At 71.3% G+C, this 15868-nt stretch carries 15 protein-coding genes and 1 tRNA gene; 13 read left to right on the forward strand and 3 right to left on the reverse strand.

The genetic code is table 11. The annotated features are described in order from the left end of the window. Positions 1-153: 153 nt before the first annotated feature. The 10 genes from asd to D7X12_RS28815 all read left to right on the forward strand — a co-directional run bounded on the left by asd (position 154) and on the right by D7X12_RS28815 (position 9456). On the forward strand, positions 154-996 hold the full coding sequence (gene asd / locus D7X12_RS28775) for an archaetidylserine decarboxylase (RefSeq protein WP_120628463.1): 843 nt from the start codon (positions 154-156) through the stop codon (positions 994-996). A 26-nt stretch (positions 997-1022) separates the two neighbouring features. After that, positions 1023-2303, forward strand: a complete 1281-nt coding sequence (gene hisS / locus D7X12_RS28780; protein ID WP_244224842.1) for a histidine--tRNA ligase — start codon at positions 1023-1025, stop codon at positions 2301-2303. A 93-nt stretch (positions 2304-2396) separates the two neighbouring features. Continuing rightward, positions 2397-2807: a S24/S26 family peptidase gene (locus tag D7X12_RS28785; RefSeq protein WP_279637247.1), complete on the forward strand. Its 411-nt coding sequence runs from the start codon at positions 2397-2399 to the stop codon at positions 2805-2807. Beyond that, a complete protein-coding gene (locus tag D7X12_RS28790) occupies positions 2804-3118 on the forward strand; it encodes a PqqD family protein (protein WP_120628466.1) in 315 nt (104 codons plus the stop codon). Before D7X12_RS28785 ends, D7X12_RS28790 begins: the two co-directional genes overlap by 4 nt. Further along, positions 3115-3666, forward strand: a complete 552-nt coding sequence (locus tag D7X12_RS28795) for a hypothetical protein (RefSeq protein ID WP_120628467.1) — start codon at positions 3115-3117, stop codon at positions 3664-3666. The genes D7X12_RS28790 and D7X12_RS28795 overlap by 4 nt, the downstream gene beginning before the upstream one ends. 13 nt (positions 3667-3679) lie before the next feature. Further along, a complete protein-coding gene (locus D7X12_RS28800; protein ID WP_120628474.1) occupies positions 3680-6751 on the forward strand; it encodes an outer membrane protein assembly factor BamB family protein in 3072 nt (1023 codons plus the stop codon). Further along, positions 6748-6915, forward strand: coding sequence for a hypothetical protein (locus D7X12_RS43070; protein ID WP_158620141.1), 168 nt, complete (start codon positions 6748-6750; stop codon positions 6913-6915). Before D7X12_RS28800 ends, D7X12_RS43070 begins: the two co-directional genes overlap by 4 nt. Further along, positions 6915-7751, forward strand: a complete 837-nt coding sequence (locus D7X12_RS28805; protein WP_120628468.1) for a hypothetical protein — start codon at positions 6915-6917, stop codon at positions 7749-7751. Before D7X12_RS43070 ends, D7X12_RS28805 begins: the two co-directional genes overlap by 1 nt. Before the next feature lie 89 nt (positions 7752-7840). Next, on the forward strand, positions 7841-8743 hold the full coding sequence (gene miaA / locus D7X12_RS28810) for a tRNA (adenosine(37)-N6)-dimethylallyltransferase MiaA (protein ID WP_120628469.1): 903 nt from the start codon (positions 7841-7843) through the stop codon (positions 8741-8743). A gap of 206 nt (positions 8744-8949) precedes the next feature. Beyond that, entirely contained in the window at positions 8950-9456 is a 507-nt protein-coding gene (locus tag D7X12_RS28815; protein ID WP_244224841.1) for an HdeD family acid-resistance protein, read from the forward strand. A gap of 227 nt (positions 9457-9683) precedes the next feature. Here the strand turns inward: D7X12_RS28815 and D7X12_RS28820 are convergent, their stop codons facing one another. The 3 genes from D7X12_RS28820 to D7X12_RS28830 all read right to left on the reverse strand — a co-directional run bounded on the left by D7X12_RS28820 (position 9684) and on the right by D7X12_RS28830 (position 13634). Beyond that, positions 9684-11417, reverse strand: a complete 1734-nt coding sequence (locus D7X12_RS28820; RefSeq protein ID WP_120628470.1) for a response regulator — start codon at positions 11415-11417, stop codon at positions 9684-9686. Between the two features lie 24 nt (positions 11418-11441). Continuing rightward, positions 11442-12398, reverse strand: coding sequence for a diguanylate cyclase (locus D7X12_RS28825; RefSeq protein ID WP_120628471.1), 957 nt, complete (start codon positions 12396-12398; stop codon positions 11442-11444). Between the two features lie 492 nt (positions 12399-12890). After that, positions 12891-13634, reverse strand: coding sequence for a tetratricopeptide repeat protein (locus D7X12_RS28830; RefSeq protein WP_120628472.1), 744 nt, complete (start codon positions 13632-13634; stop codon positions 12891-12893). Positions 13635-13733: 99 nt separating this feature from the next. Between D7X12_RS28830 and D7X12_RS28835 the strand changes: the two genes are divergently transcribed. The 3 genes from D7X12_RS28835 to D7X12_RS28845 form a co-directional block, all read left to right on the forward strand. Next, positions 13734-13819 (forward strand) — tRNA-Leu (locus tag D7X12_RS28835). Positions 13820-13909: 90 nt separating this feature from the next. Next, positions 13910-14575 carry a response regulator gene (locus D7X12_RS28840; protein ID WP_120628473.1) on the forward strand — a complete coding sequence of 222 codons (666 nt, stop codon included), beginning with the start codon at positions 13910-13912 and terminating at the stop codon, positions 14573-14575. Between the two features lie 14 nt (positions 14576-14589). Next, on the forward strand, positions 14590-15868 hold a 1279-nt coding region (locus D7X12_RS28845), incomplete at its 3' end, for an RsmB/NOP family class I SAM-dependent RNA methyltransferase (RefSeq protein WP_208719350.1).

The raw sequence follows: 15868 nt of genomic DNA on the forward strand, positions 1-15868 counted from the left end.
CTCCGCGGTGGGCCTGGCCACGCGCCTGCCCGCGCCCGCGCCGGTGCATCACTGGGCCATGCGCGCCTTCGCCAAGGCGTACAACGTGGACATGGCGGAGGCCGAGCACGCCTTCGAGAACTACCCCTTTCCCCTCGTGCCTGACGACCTTCGATGAACGAACAGACCTTCATGAAGTTGATGCGTGTGCTGCCCAAGTCGGCGGTGTCCTCCGCGGTGGGCCTGGCCACGCGCCTGCCCGCGCCCGCGCCGGTGCATCACTGGGCCATGCGCGCCTTCGCCAAGGCGTACAACGTGGACATGGCGGAGGCCGAGCACGCCTTCGAGAACTACCCCACCTTCGCGCAGTTCTTCACCCGCGGCCTCAAGCCGGGCCTGCGCCCGGTGGACGCGGGGGAGAAGGTGGTGGTGTCGCCGGTGGACGGCCGGGTGTCCCAGGTGGGCTACTCGGACAACGGCCGGTGCCTGCAGGCGAAGGGCATCGAGTACACGGTGGACGAGCTCCTGGGGGACGCGCAGGCCGCGAAGCCCTTCCACGGCGGCGCCTGGACGACGCTGTACCTGTCGCCGCGCGACTACCACCGCATCCACGCGCCGCTGGGTGGCACCATCACCGGGTACGCGTACATCCCCGGTGAGTTCTGGCCGGTGAACCCCGCGTCGGTGAAGAACAAGCAGTCGCTGTTCTGCGTGAACGAGCGGCTGGTGACGTACCTGGACACGGTCGCCGGCAAGGTGGCGGTGGTGAAGGTGGGCGCCACGTGCGTGTCGCGCATCAAGGCGTCCTACGAGGACATCACCACCCACCTGGGCCAGCCGGGCAAGGTGCACCGCTACGGGGCGGGCATCCCGGTGGAGAAGGGCGGGGAGCTGGGCCGCTTCGAGATGGGCTCCACCGTCATCCTCTGCTTCGAGCCGAAGCGCGTGCGCTGGGATGACAGCCTCCAGGCCGAAGCGGTGGTGCGCATGGGCACGCGCATCGGGGAGATCGTGTGAGTCAGAAGATCAACGGCGTGAAGGGGATGAACGACCTTCTGCCCGGCGAGATTGAAGTCTGGCAGTTCGTGGAGAACACCGCGCGCACGCTCTTCGGCCGCTTCGGCTACGGCGAGGTGCGCACGCCCATGGTGGAGGACACCGCCCTCTTCGTGCGCAGCGTGGGCGAGGAGACGGACATCGTCGGCAAGGAGATGTACACCTTCGAGGACAAGGGGGGCCGCAGCCTGTCCCTGCGTCCGGAGGGCACCGCGCCCGCGGCGAGAGCGTACATCGAGCACTCCGTCAGCAACGTGGAGCCGGTGTCGCGCTGGTTCTACATGGGGCCCATGTTCCGCTACGAGCGGATGAAGACGGGCCGCTACCGCCAGTTCTCCCAGATTGGCGCGGAGGCGTACGGCGCGAAGGAGCCCGCGCAGGACGCGGAGCTGATGGACGTGGTGGTGCAGTTCCTGGAGGCGCTGGGCCTCACGGACGTCACGCTGAACATCAACTCGCTGGGCGACGACAACTGCCGGCCCGCGTACCACGCGAAGCTGGTGGAGTACCTCAACGCTCACCGTGACGAGCTGTGCGCGGACTGCCAGCAGCGGCTGGAGCGCAACCCGCTGCGGGTGCTCGACTGCAAGAACGAGAAGTGCCAGGCGGTGGCCGGGGCCGGGCCCAACGTGCTGGAGTTCCTCTGCGAGCCGTGCCGTACGCACTTCACGGACTTGCAGCGCAAGCTGGGCGCGCTGGGCATCCGCTACGTGGTGAACCACCGGCTGGTGCGCGGCCTGGACTACTACACGCGCACCGTCTTCGAGTTCATCGCCTCGCACCCCGCGCTGGGCACCGCCAGCACCGTGGGCGGCGGCGGGCGCTACGACAAGATGATGAAGGGCCTGGGCGGGCCGGACGTTCCCGCGGTGGGCTTCGCCATGGGCCTGGACCGGCTGGTGCTCCTCCTGAAGGAGGGCGGCAAGACGTTCACCGCGCAGCCGGACCTGTTCATCGTCGCGGCGGATGTGGACGCGGCCTGCCAGGACGCGGCGCTGGCGCTGACCAGCCGCCTGCGCCGCGAGGGCTTCTACGTGGAGTTCGACACGCGGGGCGGCAGCCTCAAGAGCCAGATGAAGCGCGCGGACAAGTCCGGCGCCCGCTTCTCCCTGGTGCTGGGCGGCGACGAACTCCGCACCGGGCAGGCGAAGCTCAAGCCCATGGCCGGTGGTGATCTCATCCCCGTGGCACTCGGATCCGTCGCCCAGACGCTCCGACAGGCCGCCAGTCAGCCGAGCAGTCCGCCTTCCCTGAAAACCAGGGAGTAAAGGTGTTAAGCATCGTAAGTCCTGGGAATCGCTGGGAGAACGCGGTGCGGGAGATTCGCGGACGTTGAGAGGCTGGGGTAGATTCCTGCCTTGATGGCGAGCGCTCCCCGCACCGCATCTGTGACTGATGGCCCGCGCTGGATCCCCGTGGAAGGGGACAGCATGTGGCCGTCGTTGCGCGCGGGTGACGTGGCGGAGGTGGAGCCGCTGGTGGACACCCCGCGTCCGGGCGAGGTGGTGCTGGCGCGCTTCGAGTCCTCGCTGGTGCTGCACCGGGTGCGCTGGTGTGACGGTCGCGTGTGCGCGCTTCGCGGAGACAATGGCGGTTCGGGAGATCCGCCGCTGCCTGTCGTCCGTATCCTCGGGCGCGCGCGACGAGTGCGACGGGGGGGCGCGTTGCTGGACGTGGATCGCTGGGACGTGGGCCCGCGGCGGCTGGGCCGGTGGCGGGTGACGGTGAAGCGCCGGCTCGCCGCGTGGCTGGGAAGGGCAAGGACCCCATGAGCTTCGTGGACGCGAATGTGCCCCGGCGGCGCCCGGGTGCCTCGGGCGAGTGGTTTGGCGCGGACTTCCTGGTGCTGGACGCGGAGGGGCGCACGCTGCGCGGGCTCAACGCGACGGCGGCGCGCATCTGGGCGCTGTGCGATGGCCAGCGCACGGCCCGGGCGGTGGCGGAGCAGGTGGCCCTCGAGTTTTCGACCGACGTTGGCCCGGTGCTGGCTGACACGCTGCGCTTCCTCACGGAACTGCAGCGGCGCGGTCTGGTGGACGAAGTGCGCGCGCCCGCGGGTGACGCGCCTCTGGAGGTTCGATGATGCGGGCGCTCGTGGCGATGCTGGCGGGTGCGGTGCTGCTGTCGGCGTGCTCGGAAGGGGTGTCCCCCCAGCCGCCTCCGACGGTGACGCCGGGGCAGGGCAGTGACAACGGTGGGCCGCTGGCCCCCACGGACGTGCTGGCCGGCGGTGGAGCCGTGGCCCAACAGCCGCCCGAGGCGCCGGTGGAGGGCGAGGAGGAGCCGCCTCCCGCGAACCTGCCGCCCCCGAAGGGGAGCGCGGTGGTGGTGGGCGCGGGCTCGGAGCCCGTGGGCCTGTCCGAGGTGCAGCAGGTGGACGTGGACTTCGTGGTCAGCGGCATCCGGAGCCGGGGCGAGGTGGACGTGGAGTTCATCGCGCCCGGCGGCCGGCCGTATGAGAAGCGCAGCCGCACCGTGGAGGCCGCGCCGGAGGAGACCCGCACGCTGCGCTTTTCGCTGCCGGTGGCGGGCACGCTGGTGACCTCGTCGCGGATGACGGGGACGTGGCAGGTGCGGTTCTTCCTGGATGGCGCGCTGCTCGCCACCACCTCTTTCACCCTGGAGCCGTGACGTGAGCGCCGCCATGAACGTCCGAGTCCTCACGCTGCTGACCGCCGTGCTGCTGCCCGTGATGGGCTTCGCGCAGACGACGTGGACCGCCCGCTTCATCGCCGCGCCGGGAGAGCCGGTCGCGCGGGTGGTGATGGACGACGCGTCCGACCTCACGATCGAGGTGAGGAACACCGCGACGACCGTGAACGACTCCCGGCTGTCGGAGGTGTCCTTCGTCCTGCCGGTGGGCTACCAGCTGCTGAACGGCCTGCCCGCGGCGGAGTCGCCGCAGTGGAAGATCGAGTACTTCGACGCCAACTCGCGGCGCATCACCTTCCAGTCCGTCGTGGGCTGCTCTGAGCCCGGGGCGCGGGGCCTGGGACGCGGGGAGAGCGCGCGCTTCGTGCTGAGCGTGGTGGCCCCGTCGGACCGGGCCACCGACAAGACCAACGAGCAACTGGTGGCGGGGACCTATGGCCGCGATCAGTGCAATGGCGCCAACTACACCACCAGCCTGAACAGCGCCTTCTGGACGCGCTCCAGCCTGGACGCCTCCATGACGCTGTCGCCTCGCGGGCTGGCGGTCAACGGGACCGCCGCAGCCCGCATCGTCGTGGAGAACCGCACCAACATGAACATGGCGTCGCTCACCGTGGACGACCCCATCTCCACGAACAGCGCCGTGCCGCTGACCATTGGGACCAAGGAGGCGCCCATCAACAAGACGGTGCCGCTCCGGGGCGCCGGCGTCTTCGTGATGAACGTGCGGCCCACCGCGGCCGGCACCCTGTCCGCCCGGGTCCGGGCCCGCGCGACCAGCGGCACCATCACCTCGTCGCTGGCGGACTCGGCGGTGGTGAACGTGGGTGACCTCGTCGCGGCGGCGGACGTGGACACGTTGGATGCATTCGCCAACGAGCAGGTGACGCTGCGGCTCACGGTGCTCAACACGTCCACCGCGAACACGTACACGAACGTGCGCCCTCGCTTGCCCGTGCAGATGGGCAACGCGACCGCCACGTTCGTGTCCGGGCCCTCTCCGGAGGCGGTGCCCCAGTTGGCCCCGGGCGCCTCCGCGCAGTTCACCTGGCGCTACCAGGTCTCCGGCGCTCCCGGCGCGAGCTACCAGTTCCAGACGCGGGTGGACGCGACGCTCAATGGTGCCGCCGTGGCGGGGGACCTGGTCAGCGCGCGCAAGGGGAAGGTTGTCGAACACCGGGTGCGGATCAGCCACGAGACGGTGTCCACCGCGGTGACGGGCCTCACGATCGCGTACACGGTGCAGAACCGAGGCACGCTGCCCATCATCGAGGTGAAGCTGTTCAAGCCCGCGGTGAACTACTTCGCCGTGGCGGCGTCCGGGCCCCAGACGCTCAACGGCTGGACCCTCTACAACAACGAAGCCGCCGCGTACCGCTGGGAGTCGAACTCCGTCACGGGCATCCCCGTGGGCGGCGAGCTCACCTTCCGCGTCACCTATTCGGGCTTCACCGCCGTCACGGGTGACACGCCGTTCCGCCACCGGATGGAGCTGGTCCAGGACTACAACGAACCGCGGATCCGCGTGGACGGGACGGTGACGCTGCTCTCGGTGGCGAACGCGCCGGAGGTCCAGCGACTCACCGGCGTGGCGCGCGACGGCAGCGTGACGCTGACGTGGGACAACCCCTTCAACCACGGCGGCGTGCTGGTGCTGCGCGCGCAGGGGACGACGCCGCCCGACACCGCGCCCGTCAGTGGCACGCGCTACGCGGTGGGGGCCGTGCTGGGCAACGCGACGGTGGTGTACTCGGACGAGTTCAGCTCCGCCTCCAGCTTCACGGACACCACCGTCACCAACGGCACGACGTACGTCTACCGCGTCTTCAACGCGGACGACTCGCGCCGGTACTCCGCGGGCAACCAGCCCACCTCTGTCGGCCTGCTGGCCACGCCGCGCTCGCGGGCGAATGGGGGGCCGCTGTGGTGCTACTCGGTGGGCCTGTCGTCGCTGTTCCAGCCCGTCACCGAGCTGGGCGCGGGCATCTACAGCTCCTTCAACGACTCGGTGGTGGGCAACCTCACGAACACAGCGGACCCGGCCGTGGACGGAGCGGAGCGCTTCCGGCCGGTGAAGCTGTCGGGGGCCGTGGGCAGCCGCTTCCCGGTGGTGCCGCTGCTGGGCCGTCCGGGACAGCAGTTCCTCGTCGTGGGCGACCAGACGGGTGTTCCCGCGGTGCTCAACGCGGCCACGGGCGTCGCCCTGTGGCGCAACACCGCCCTGGGCCTGGGCAACATCAGCTCATTCCCCGTCACGCAGCTGCTCGACTATGCGAACCCGGAGTACCGGGCGGTGTATTCGAACATCGACCTGGCGTTCTTCGGGACGCGCCTGTCGTCACCGGCGCAGAACCAGGTGGTCGCGCTGAACGCGGCCACGGGAGAGCTCATCTGGCGCTACCGGCCGGGGGACCTGGGGATGATCAGCGGCGGCATGCTGGTGGACTACTCGACGAACCGGCTCTACGTCGCGACGAAGTCGGGCCCGGGCAGCAACGACACGCTGCGGGTGCTCAGCAGCCTCACGGGCCAGGAGCTGGGGCGCCGGGCGCTGGGGGACCTGGAGTTTGGCGTGGTGCGCAATCCCACGAGCAACCAGATCCTCGTCACCTCCAGCGAGGGCACGGTGTACGGCGTGGATCCCGCCACGTACGCGACGGTGTGGTCGAAGGCCATCGCCACGCGGCCCTCCGCTTCGACGTCCGCTTTCACCCACTTCGTGCGCCCGCTGGGCCGGGGCTTCGTGGCGAGCCTCGCCAACGGCACCGTGGAGCGCTACGAGATGGACGCGACCAACGTGCCCACCCGGCTGTGGTTCACGCCCATCGCGGGGCCCTCCGGCTCCTTCACGCTGAACCAGAACGGCGTGGCGCGCATCTACGTCGGCAGCTCGGACGGAAAGGTCCACCAGCTGGAACTGGACACCGGCGTCGACTCCGGCCAGGTGTCCCTGGGGCCCGCACAGAACATCGGTACTCCCACCATCGACCATACCGTGGGCCGGCTGCACGTCGGTTCGGCGGACGGTCGCATCTGCGCCTTCCCGGTGCCCTTCCTCCCATGAGCCCACGAACTCCTCAGCTCCTCGTCGGTCCGTCCGCGCCGAAGCCGGTGTCGGCCGCGCCGGCCGTGTATGTGCCGCCCGCCATCGTGTGGGAGCAGCCGTTCGTCGCGCTCGCGCAGATCTCCGCCTGCAACATCCCGGGCGAATCGGAGTGCGTGCCGTGATGGGCGGGGACCCCTCGTCGGGTCCCCGTGACGCCGCGCTCCGGGTCACCCTCGCAGGGTGGACGGTGGCGCTGGACGTGGAGGACGGCGCGCTCGCGGCGACCCTGCGTCGCGTGTTCGGCGCGTTCGTCGCTCCGTCCGCTGAAGCCTCCCCGGATGCCCGGCTCGTGCTGCGGCCCCCCGCGACTTCGCGGGCACCGCCCGCCGTGCGGGAGCTGCCCCGTTTGGAGCCCGGAGCGGAGGGGACGCTGCGCGTGGAAGGGGAGGACTACGCGGCGGTGCTCTCCTCGGAGCGCAGCGAGGCGGAGGTCACCGGGACGGGACGGTTCCCGGTGGAGACCGTGCTGAAGGTGATGCTCGCGTCGGCGCTGGCGAAGCGCGGGGGACTGTTGATCCACGGCGTGGGCCTGGCGCGCGGGGAGCGGGCCGCGTTGTTCGTGGGGGCCTCCGGCGCGGGCAAGAGCACCCTCGGCGCGCTGTGGCGCGATGCCGGTGGGACGGTGCTCGCGGATGAGCTGGTGGCTGTATGGCCGGAGGCGGGTGGCGGGTGGCGGGCCGCCGGGACTCCGTGGAACGTGCTGAGCAGTCCCACCGAAGCCGCCCTTGTCGCGGTGGGCACGCTCGCGTGGGATGCGGCCTCGCGGTGGGAGGCGCAGGGCGCGGGGGAGGTGGCGCGCGTGCTGCTGCTCAACGCGCTGTTGCCGGAGCCCACGACGTCGGGTCGGGGTGCGCTGGTGGGGGCCGCGGGCCGCCTGCTGTCGTCGGTGGAGACGGCGCGGCTGGTGTTCGCGCGCGATGCCTCCGCGGCGGCGGTGGTGGGAGCCCGGCTGGCATAGGCACGGCGGCCCCAGGGGCGGGGCGCGCCCTGTCTTCCGGGGACTCGCGCTCGGCGCGGGTCTGCGTTACAGCGGGGCGTCGGAGGCGGATGACGGTGGTGGAGACGCGGGTGCCGTTGACGGTGATCGCTGGGCCTACGGCGTCAGGCAAGACGGCGTTGGCCATCGCGTGGGCGCGTGCGGCCGGCGGGGAGATTGTCAGCGCGGATTCGCAGCAGGTGTATCGCGCCTTCGACATCGGCACCGCGAAGCCTTCCGACGAGGAGCTGGCCGCCGTGCCGCACCACCTCATCTCGGAGGTGGATCCCCTGGAGCCCTTCTCCGCCGCCGAGTACCAACGCCGCGCGGATGCGGCCATCGCGGACATCACGTCACGTGGCCGCCCGGTGTTCGTCGTCGGTGGCACCGGGCTGTACCTCCGCGTGCTGCTGCACGGCGTGGTGGACGCGCCCGGTGCCCTTCCGTCGCTGCGCGCGGAGCTGGAGGCGATGGCGGCGGAGCAGGGGAGGGAGGCCGTGCACCGTCGGCTGGCGCAGGTGGATCCGGAGACCGCGGCGAAGCTGCCGCCCCAGGACCTGGTGCGGGTCGTCCGGGCGCTGGAGATCCACGCGCAGACGGGCATCCCGGCGTCGGAGTTCCGCCGCGCCCATGCCTTCGCGCCGGACCGGTACGCCTTCCAGCTGTACGTCCTCAACCCTCCGCGCGATTTGCTCTACACCGCCATCAACGCTCGCACGGAGGCGCTGTTCTCACGCGGCCTGGTGGAGGAGACCCGGGCCTTGCTGGAGCGCGGCTACGCGGACGCGGCTCCCATGCGCAGCGTGGGCTACGTGCAGGCCCGCGCCGTCGTGGAAGGCCGGATGACGCGAGAGGAAGCCATCATCGACACCGCCCAGGAGACCCGGCGCTACTCCAAGCGGCAGCTCACCTGGTTCCGCCGTGAACCCGGCGCGGTGTTCCTCGCGCCCCCCTACGTCCGCCCCGGGGCCTGAGCACGGGGGCCCCTCCCGGCACCCGCTCGCTGCTCCCACCCGCCCCGGCTGGAAAGACGTTGTGGCCACCCGCGGCACGCCCATCTTCCAGAAGGAAGATGGACACCACAGCGGAGGGCGCGATGGAAACGAACAAGGAACGCGTACGGGACACCCGAACGGAGCGCCCACTGAAAAGCGCCTCCGTCGTCTGGGGTGCACCCTTCATGCTGGGCATACTGACGACGGTCGTGGGGATCGTGCTGCTGGGGGCCACCTTCTTCACCAGCATGGTGACCATCTTCTTCGTGGGCATGATGCTGGTGATTGGCGGCATCGCGGAGATCGTCGCCGGCGTCCGCGTGCGTTCGCACGGAGGCCCGTTCTGGTCCTTCATGCTGGGCGGAATCCTCACCACCGTCGTCGGTGTCCTCACCGTCATGTTCCCGGGGGCGGGCCTCGCGTCGCTGACGCTGCTGCTCGCGGGCTTCTTCTTCGCCAACGGCCTCTTCCACGTCATCACCGCCGTGATGGACCGCTATGCCCAGTGGGGCTGGGACGTGGCCTTCGGGATCATCTCCGTCTTCCTGGGCTTCAGCGTCATGGCGGAATGGCCCCAGTCCTCCGTCTGGCTCGTGGGCACGCTCGTCGGAATCGCCGTGTTCTTCCGCGGCATCGCGATCATGTCCGGCTCACTGGCGCTGCGGCGGGGGCTCCGTCACGTCGAGGCCTGAGCCCGGCACGGAGACCCCGGACTCAATCATCACTCCAGGTGGATTTAAAGATAGCCTGGAGTGAATTTCGGCTCGCGTAGAGGATGCGGTAGATGACGCCGTTCGCGTCATCCGGCGCCCCTGGCCGTTCGTGTCGAACTGCAACAGCGTGGCGCTCTCCGGGTTGGGCGCCACGCACGCGTTGCACGTGCTGCCCACCGACACGTCGAAGCGCGCTCCCGCGCTGTTCAGGAGGCGTAACGGTCTTCGCCAAACGGCTGCGCGGCGCCAGGCCGAGGGGCCTCCTTCGTGCCGAGCGGATCCGGCACGCGGCCGGTGAGCTGGCACAGGAGCCGATCCGGATTCACCGGCTTGGGCAGGAACGCCTCCGCCCCCGCGTCGAGCGCGCGCTGCCGCACGTGCGGACGGTTGAGTCCGCTCATCACCAGCACGCGCGTGTCCCGGGTGAGCGGGTGCTGCTTGAGCCCCTCGCACAGGCGCAGGCCGTCCACCCAATGCAGCACCACGTCCAGCAGGATGGCGGTGGGCGGACGCCGCGCCACCGCGCAGAACAGCGCCAGCTCGTCCGCGAAGGACACCACGCGCGCGCCGGTGCTCTCCAGGAGCAGCGTCAACGCCTCGCGCGTGTCCGCGTCGTCGTCCACCACGTAGTACAGGTCCGGCTCCACCTCCGGCACCATCGTGGGCACGGGCTCCATCGGGGTGCGCAGCCACGAACCCACGACCTCCCGCACGCCCGCCCAGCGCGCCGCGGACAGCAGCGCCAGCGGGGTGGGGGCGCTCAGGCCCAGCACGCCTCCGCCATACACGCCGCCCAGCGCATGCTTCGCCCGCGCCGCGACGAACGCCGCCGGGGCCCGCTTGCCGGCGCGCCGCAGCCACGTGAGGGTCCGCGCTCCGGCCGCCGCGTCCTCCATCAGCTCACCCAGCCCGTCCCGCACGTAGCGCCGCTCCAGCGACGGTGCATCCAGTCCGCCATCCAGCAGCGCCACGGCCGCGCGGCTGCACGACGCCAGCGTCTCCGACAGCCCCACCTGCAGCGGGTGGCCGAAGGCGGCCGGGCCCACCACCAGCTGTCCGGGCGCCACCAGCGTGCGGCCGGGACCGTAGGGCAGACGCGTCGTCTCCAGCGCCGCGACCTCGAAGCCCTCCTCCAGCAGGCCGTCGCGTGCGGCCATCATCAGCACCTGGCACAGGTCCGCGGGCGTCACCGCCGCGCCGAAGGCCAGCGCGTACACGGACCCCGCACCGGGGATGAGGAACAGCGCGTCCACCGCGGGCAGCGGCGACACCCAGAGGCGCGCCACCGGCAGCAGGTCCAGGCCCACCATCGCGCCCTTGAGCCGCGCCTGCACCGCTGGCATGGACGGCGCCGGACGGAAGCCCTTGAAGAAGGCATCCCCCAGGAGCGGTCCCGCGCCAGCCGCGAGCGCCACCGCGTGGAAGCGCTCGCCACTTCCCTGGGCACGGACCACGAGGGGCCCCGCATTGCGCACCGCCGTGGGCGCATCCGGCGCGGGCGCCTGCCGCTCCACGCGCTCCACGTTGCGGTTCACGAAGCGCGCGCCCTGGGCGCTGGCCGCCGTGGACAGCACCTGCCGCACCTGATCCAGGCCGCCTTCGCCGTGCGGCCAGCCATCCACCACCCACAGCCCACCGGGCGCGCACGGCAGCAGCTCGCGCTCACCCTCGGAGATGATCTCCACGCCGCGCAGCTCGTGCGTGCGCCACTCGGGCGGGATGCGGCAGCCCAGCGCGGCCAGCCGCGAGCGGCACTCGGGTGTCAGCAGGGCAGGGGGCGCGGTGTGCTCCTCGTTGCCCCCCGCGTAGACGCGCACGTCCAGGGCCACGCCTCGCGCGCGACCGTTGAAGAGGAGGGACGCCGCGAGCCCCGCTCCGGCGATGCCGCCGCCGACGATCGCCACCCTCGAACCACTCGACAGCTTGCTGGTCCCGCTCATCGCGCGCCTCGATCCTTCAAACCGTCAGTGCCGCTGGGCCGCCGTGGTGTGGGCGGACTGGCCGTACACCACCACCCGGTCGCGCCCCTCGCGCTTGGCCTCGTACAGCGCGGCGTCCGCCGCCTTCAGCAGGGCCTCCGTGCTCTCGCGCGGGTTCTCCGGCGTGTGATCCGCCACGCCCACGCTGATGCTCAGCCCGAAGGGCGCCGGGCGCCCGTCGCTGCGCTGCACGTTCACGCCGCGCAGCTCCGTGCGCAGCCGCTCCGCGAACACCGCGGCCTCCAGCGACGTCTGGTGGGGCAGCAGCACCACGAACTCGTCCCCGCCGAAGCGCGCCGCGAAGTCCGACTCGCGCAGGTTGCCCTGCATCAGCGTGGCGAGCGACAGGATGGCGCGGTTGCCCACGTCGTGCCCCATGCCGTCGTTGATGGCCTTGAGGTGATCCAGGTCGATGACCACCACGCTCAGCGCGTAGCCGTAGCGCACGGCCCGCTTGAACTCGTCGTCCAGGCGCACCGACAGCGCGCGGAAGTTCGCCAGGCCCGTGAGCGCGTCCGTCTGCGCCAGCACCTGGAGCTTGCGCTGCTGCTCGCTCTGGCGCACCGCCCGATCAATGCGGGCGAGCAGCTCACGCGAGCTTGCCGGCTTGTGGATGAAGTCCACGGCACCCATCTCCAGACACTTCTCCAGGGTCGCCTCGTCCGCGTCCCCTGTGAGGAAGATGACGGGCACGGTCTCCGTGCGCACGTCCCGCTGGAGCGTCTCCAGGACCGCCAGCCCATCCCCGGAGGGCAGGAAGCGATCCAACAGGACCAGGTCCGGACGGTGCTCGCGCGCCAACTCGATGCCCGCGCCCGCGTCGGACGCGGACAGCACGTCGAAGCGTGTGGCGAGCAGGTCCATCAGGCCCTCGCGCACTCCGGTGTCGTCCTCGATGATGAGCAGAAGCGCCCGCTCCGCGCTGCGGCCGTGCCGTTCCATGAACTGGTTCGCTCCGCTCGCCTGCCCGGAAATGGCAGGCCGAAAGTCTCGGGCGCCACGCCCCTCGAGGTGCTCCCCTCGCCCTTGCGCCCCACGCGCACCCGCCGCCGCCTCGTCCTGCAAGCACCCACCCACCCATCCAAACTTCACCCGAGACCTCCGGCTGCCAAGCCCGTCCGCCTCCGCGAGACTCCAGGACCCGTCTGTCCCGGACGTCCGCGTGTCCCTGCCCGAGAGCAAGCCGTGTGCCCCCGTGATCCCTTGACGGGCCGGCCTCATTTCAGGGGGTTGGAGGGGACCCGACGCATTGGACGACGCGCGGATCGGAAGACGTTGCAGCGTCAGGCAGGCGCGGTCGGTAGGAATTGCCGGGCAGCGGAGCAACGGAGGGCCCCCTGGACGGAGGCCGCCTCGACGTTGCGGGTGTTGAAGAGGCGACCCCTGGCGGCGGCCGCCTTCAAGCGGCCGCGGCTCCCAGGGGTCGCGGTGTCTCTAGCGGCGGTGGGTGAACTGCACGCGGCGCCCGCCCATGGGGGGCATCATCGGCGGCGCCTCCAGGCCGAACTGCCACCACAGCGGTTCGTAGGGCTTCATCTTCAGCCGCTTGTCGTTCTGCAGCTGGGCGAGGCTGCCCTTGAGCTTCTCGTCGGAGGGGTTCAGCTCCACCCCGCGCGCGAGCACCCGCTGGGCGCCGTCCTTGTCCTTGTGCTGCAGGAGGCACCACGCGTACACGGCCCAGACGATGGACTCCTTCTTGCCGCTCTTCACCGCGGCCTCGAAGGCGGCCTTCATGGCGGGCTTGTCGTCCCGGCGGAAGTGCAGGGCGCCTTCCATGGCCTTGGCCATGTAGTTGCGGCCGCTGGCCTTCTCCAGGTGCGCCTTCGCCCCGTCCAGGTCCTTCACCATGTACTTGAGCATGCCGATCTGCGCGTGGATCTCCGGCCCGATGAGGAACTGCCACTTGTCCCAGACGAGGCCCTGCTCCAGCGTCTTCACGGCCCGGTCCACGCGACCCTGGGCCTCCTTCTGGTTGGCGGGCTGGCCCTGGAGATCATTCTGGACCGTCGTCATGAGCGCCTGCACGCGGGTGGAGACCCTGCGGGCGAGCACGATGTAGGTGGCGAAGGTGGCGATGACGCCGGGCACGATGCCGGCCCACCAGGAGAAGCCGCCGACGAGCTTGACCAGCGCTCCGACCGCCAGCCCCACGGCCAGGGAGATGAGGAGGTTGTACATGCGCTGCCCCTTTAGCGGTGTGCGTGGAACGCCGCAATCTTCGGATGCACACGATTCGAAGGCGCGATATACGTTTGGCCGCCTCGCTTTCACCCAAGGGGCCCTCTGTCGAAATTGGTAGACGAGGCGGACTCAAAATCCGCTGCGGCTGACCCCGCGTCCCGGTTCGAGTCCGGGGAGGGCCATTCCCCCAACGCACCCCCGGCGTCCGAGATGCCGCCTCCGGATGGCCCGAACGTGAAAGCAGCCCCCTGTCCTCCGCGCCGGGAGACGCGATGAAGGTACTGCTGGTCGAGGACGACGCGAGCCTCCGTGAAGGCATGGGCGAGCTTGTCTCCGAGCTGGCGGACGTGCAGGCGGTGGGCACCATCGACGAGGCGCTCCGCGCCCTGGAGACCGGGCGCTTCGAGCTGGTGATGACCGACCTGCGCATCGCGGGCGGCCACAACGACGGCCGGGGCATCCTCGAAGCCGCCCGCCGCAGGCTCCACCCCGTCGTCGTCGTCAGCGCCGCGGGCCCCGACGAGGTCGCCGAGGCCCTGCACCCCCTGGAGCCGGACGGGGTGCTGATCAAGCCCTTCCAGGTGGACGACATCATGGGGCTCGTGGAGCGCTTCCTGGAGCTCAAGCGCCAGGCGCTCGCCGCTTCGGAGGCCCCCCTGCCGGACGGTGCGGCGGACTGGACGGACCTCGCCCCCGGCGCCCGGACGGCCACCTCCCTGACGGAGGCTCCCAGGACGTGGGTGCGCCTGACATCCGAGGCGGACTTCCAGTGGCGCCGCCCCGCGTGCGCCGAAGGGCTCCTGCTCCTTGAAGGCTCCGTGGAGCTGGACGGGGAACGCTACGCCGCGCCCTGCTACCTGTTCCTCGCCGTGGGGGCGTCGCCCCGGGTGAAGACGCGGACGGGCGCGGTGGCGGTGTGCGTGCCGCTGCGCGGGTAGGGGACGAGATCACCGTGGAAATCCCCCTCTGGCCCGCGCCGCATGATCCGTCACGCCTGGGGCGTCCGTCCCGGAAGGCGGCCACCGCGGCCCTGGAGACCCACATCGCGGTGCTCAAGGGGGACCCCCTGAAGGCCGCGCTCGCCACCGCGCTGCGGGAGGCGGAAGGGCTGGGCGGGCAGGAGCGCCGCTTCGTGGCGATGGCGGCCCGCGAGCTGTCCCGGCACCAGCGGCTCCTGGACCTGGCGGCGCGCCTGTTGGGCCACTCGCACGCGAAGCTCGTCATGACGGAGGACCAGGCGCTGGTGCGCTACACCCTCTGGCGGCGGATCTTCTGTGGCGAGGGCTGGACGCGCATTGGCCCGGAGGTGCGGCTGCCGGGGCCGGTGCGCCCGCGCACCCTGCATGACGCGGTGCTGGAGGGGATCGTCACCAGGCCCCTGCCGGAGTCCCCCGGTTCGGAGTCGGAGTCCGTCGTGGACCGGCTGGCCACCCGGTACTCCTTCCCGGGGTGGCTCACGCAGCGGCTGGCGGACGTGTACCCGGTGGAGACGCTCGCGGGGCTGATGGCATCCCTGGACGAGGAGCCCGCGCTGCACTTCCGCGTGCGGCCCGCTGGCACCCGGGACGCGGTGCTCGCGGCGCTGGCGGAGGAGGGCGTGGTGGCGGAAGCCGTGCCGTCCTCGCCGGACGCGCTGCGCGTCGCGGACGCCAGCCACCGCATCTTCGAGACGAAGGTGATGAAGGCCCGGCGGCTCCAGGTCCAGGACGTGGGCAGCCAGCTCATCGTCCAGGCGTGCCTCCCGCCCGGGGGCACCCTGCAGGGGCTCACGGTGGCGGACGTGTGCGCGGGGGCCGGGGGCAAGACGCTCGGGCTCGCGGACGCGGTGGGCGCGAAGGGGCGCGTGTTCGCCGGGGATCGCTCCAAGCGGCGGCTTTCGGACGCGCGCGAACGGGTGCGCGAGTTCGGCCTCAAGCAGGTGTCGTTCCCGCACCCGGTGCCGCTGGACGCGGTGGACGTGGTGCTGGTGGACGCGCCGTGCAGCGGCACGGGGTCGCTCGCGCGAGAGCCGGATCAGAAGTGGAAGCTCACCGCGAAGGCCATCACGGCGTTCCAGACGACCCAGTCCGCGCTGCTGGCGGAGGTGGCCGCGCAGGTGAAGCCCGGGGCGCGCATCGTCTACGCCACCTGCTCGGTGCTGCCCGAGGAGAACGACCGGGTGGTGGAGGGCTTCCTCGCGAAGCATCCGGGCTTCGCGCTGGAGCCGGTGGGGGAGGGGTGGGCGCCGGAGC

It is taken from the genome of Corallococcus sicarius (genome assembly GCF_003611735.1).
Taxonomy (GTDB): Bacteria; Myxococcota; Myxococcia; order Myxococcales; family Myxococcaceae; genus Corallococcus; species Corallococcus sicarius.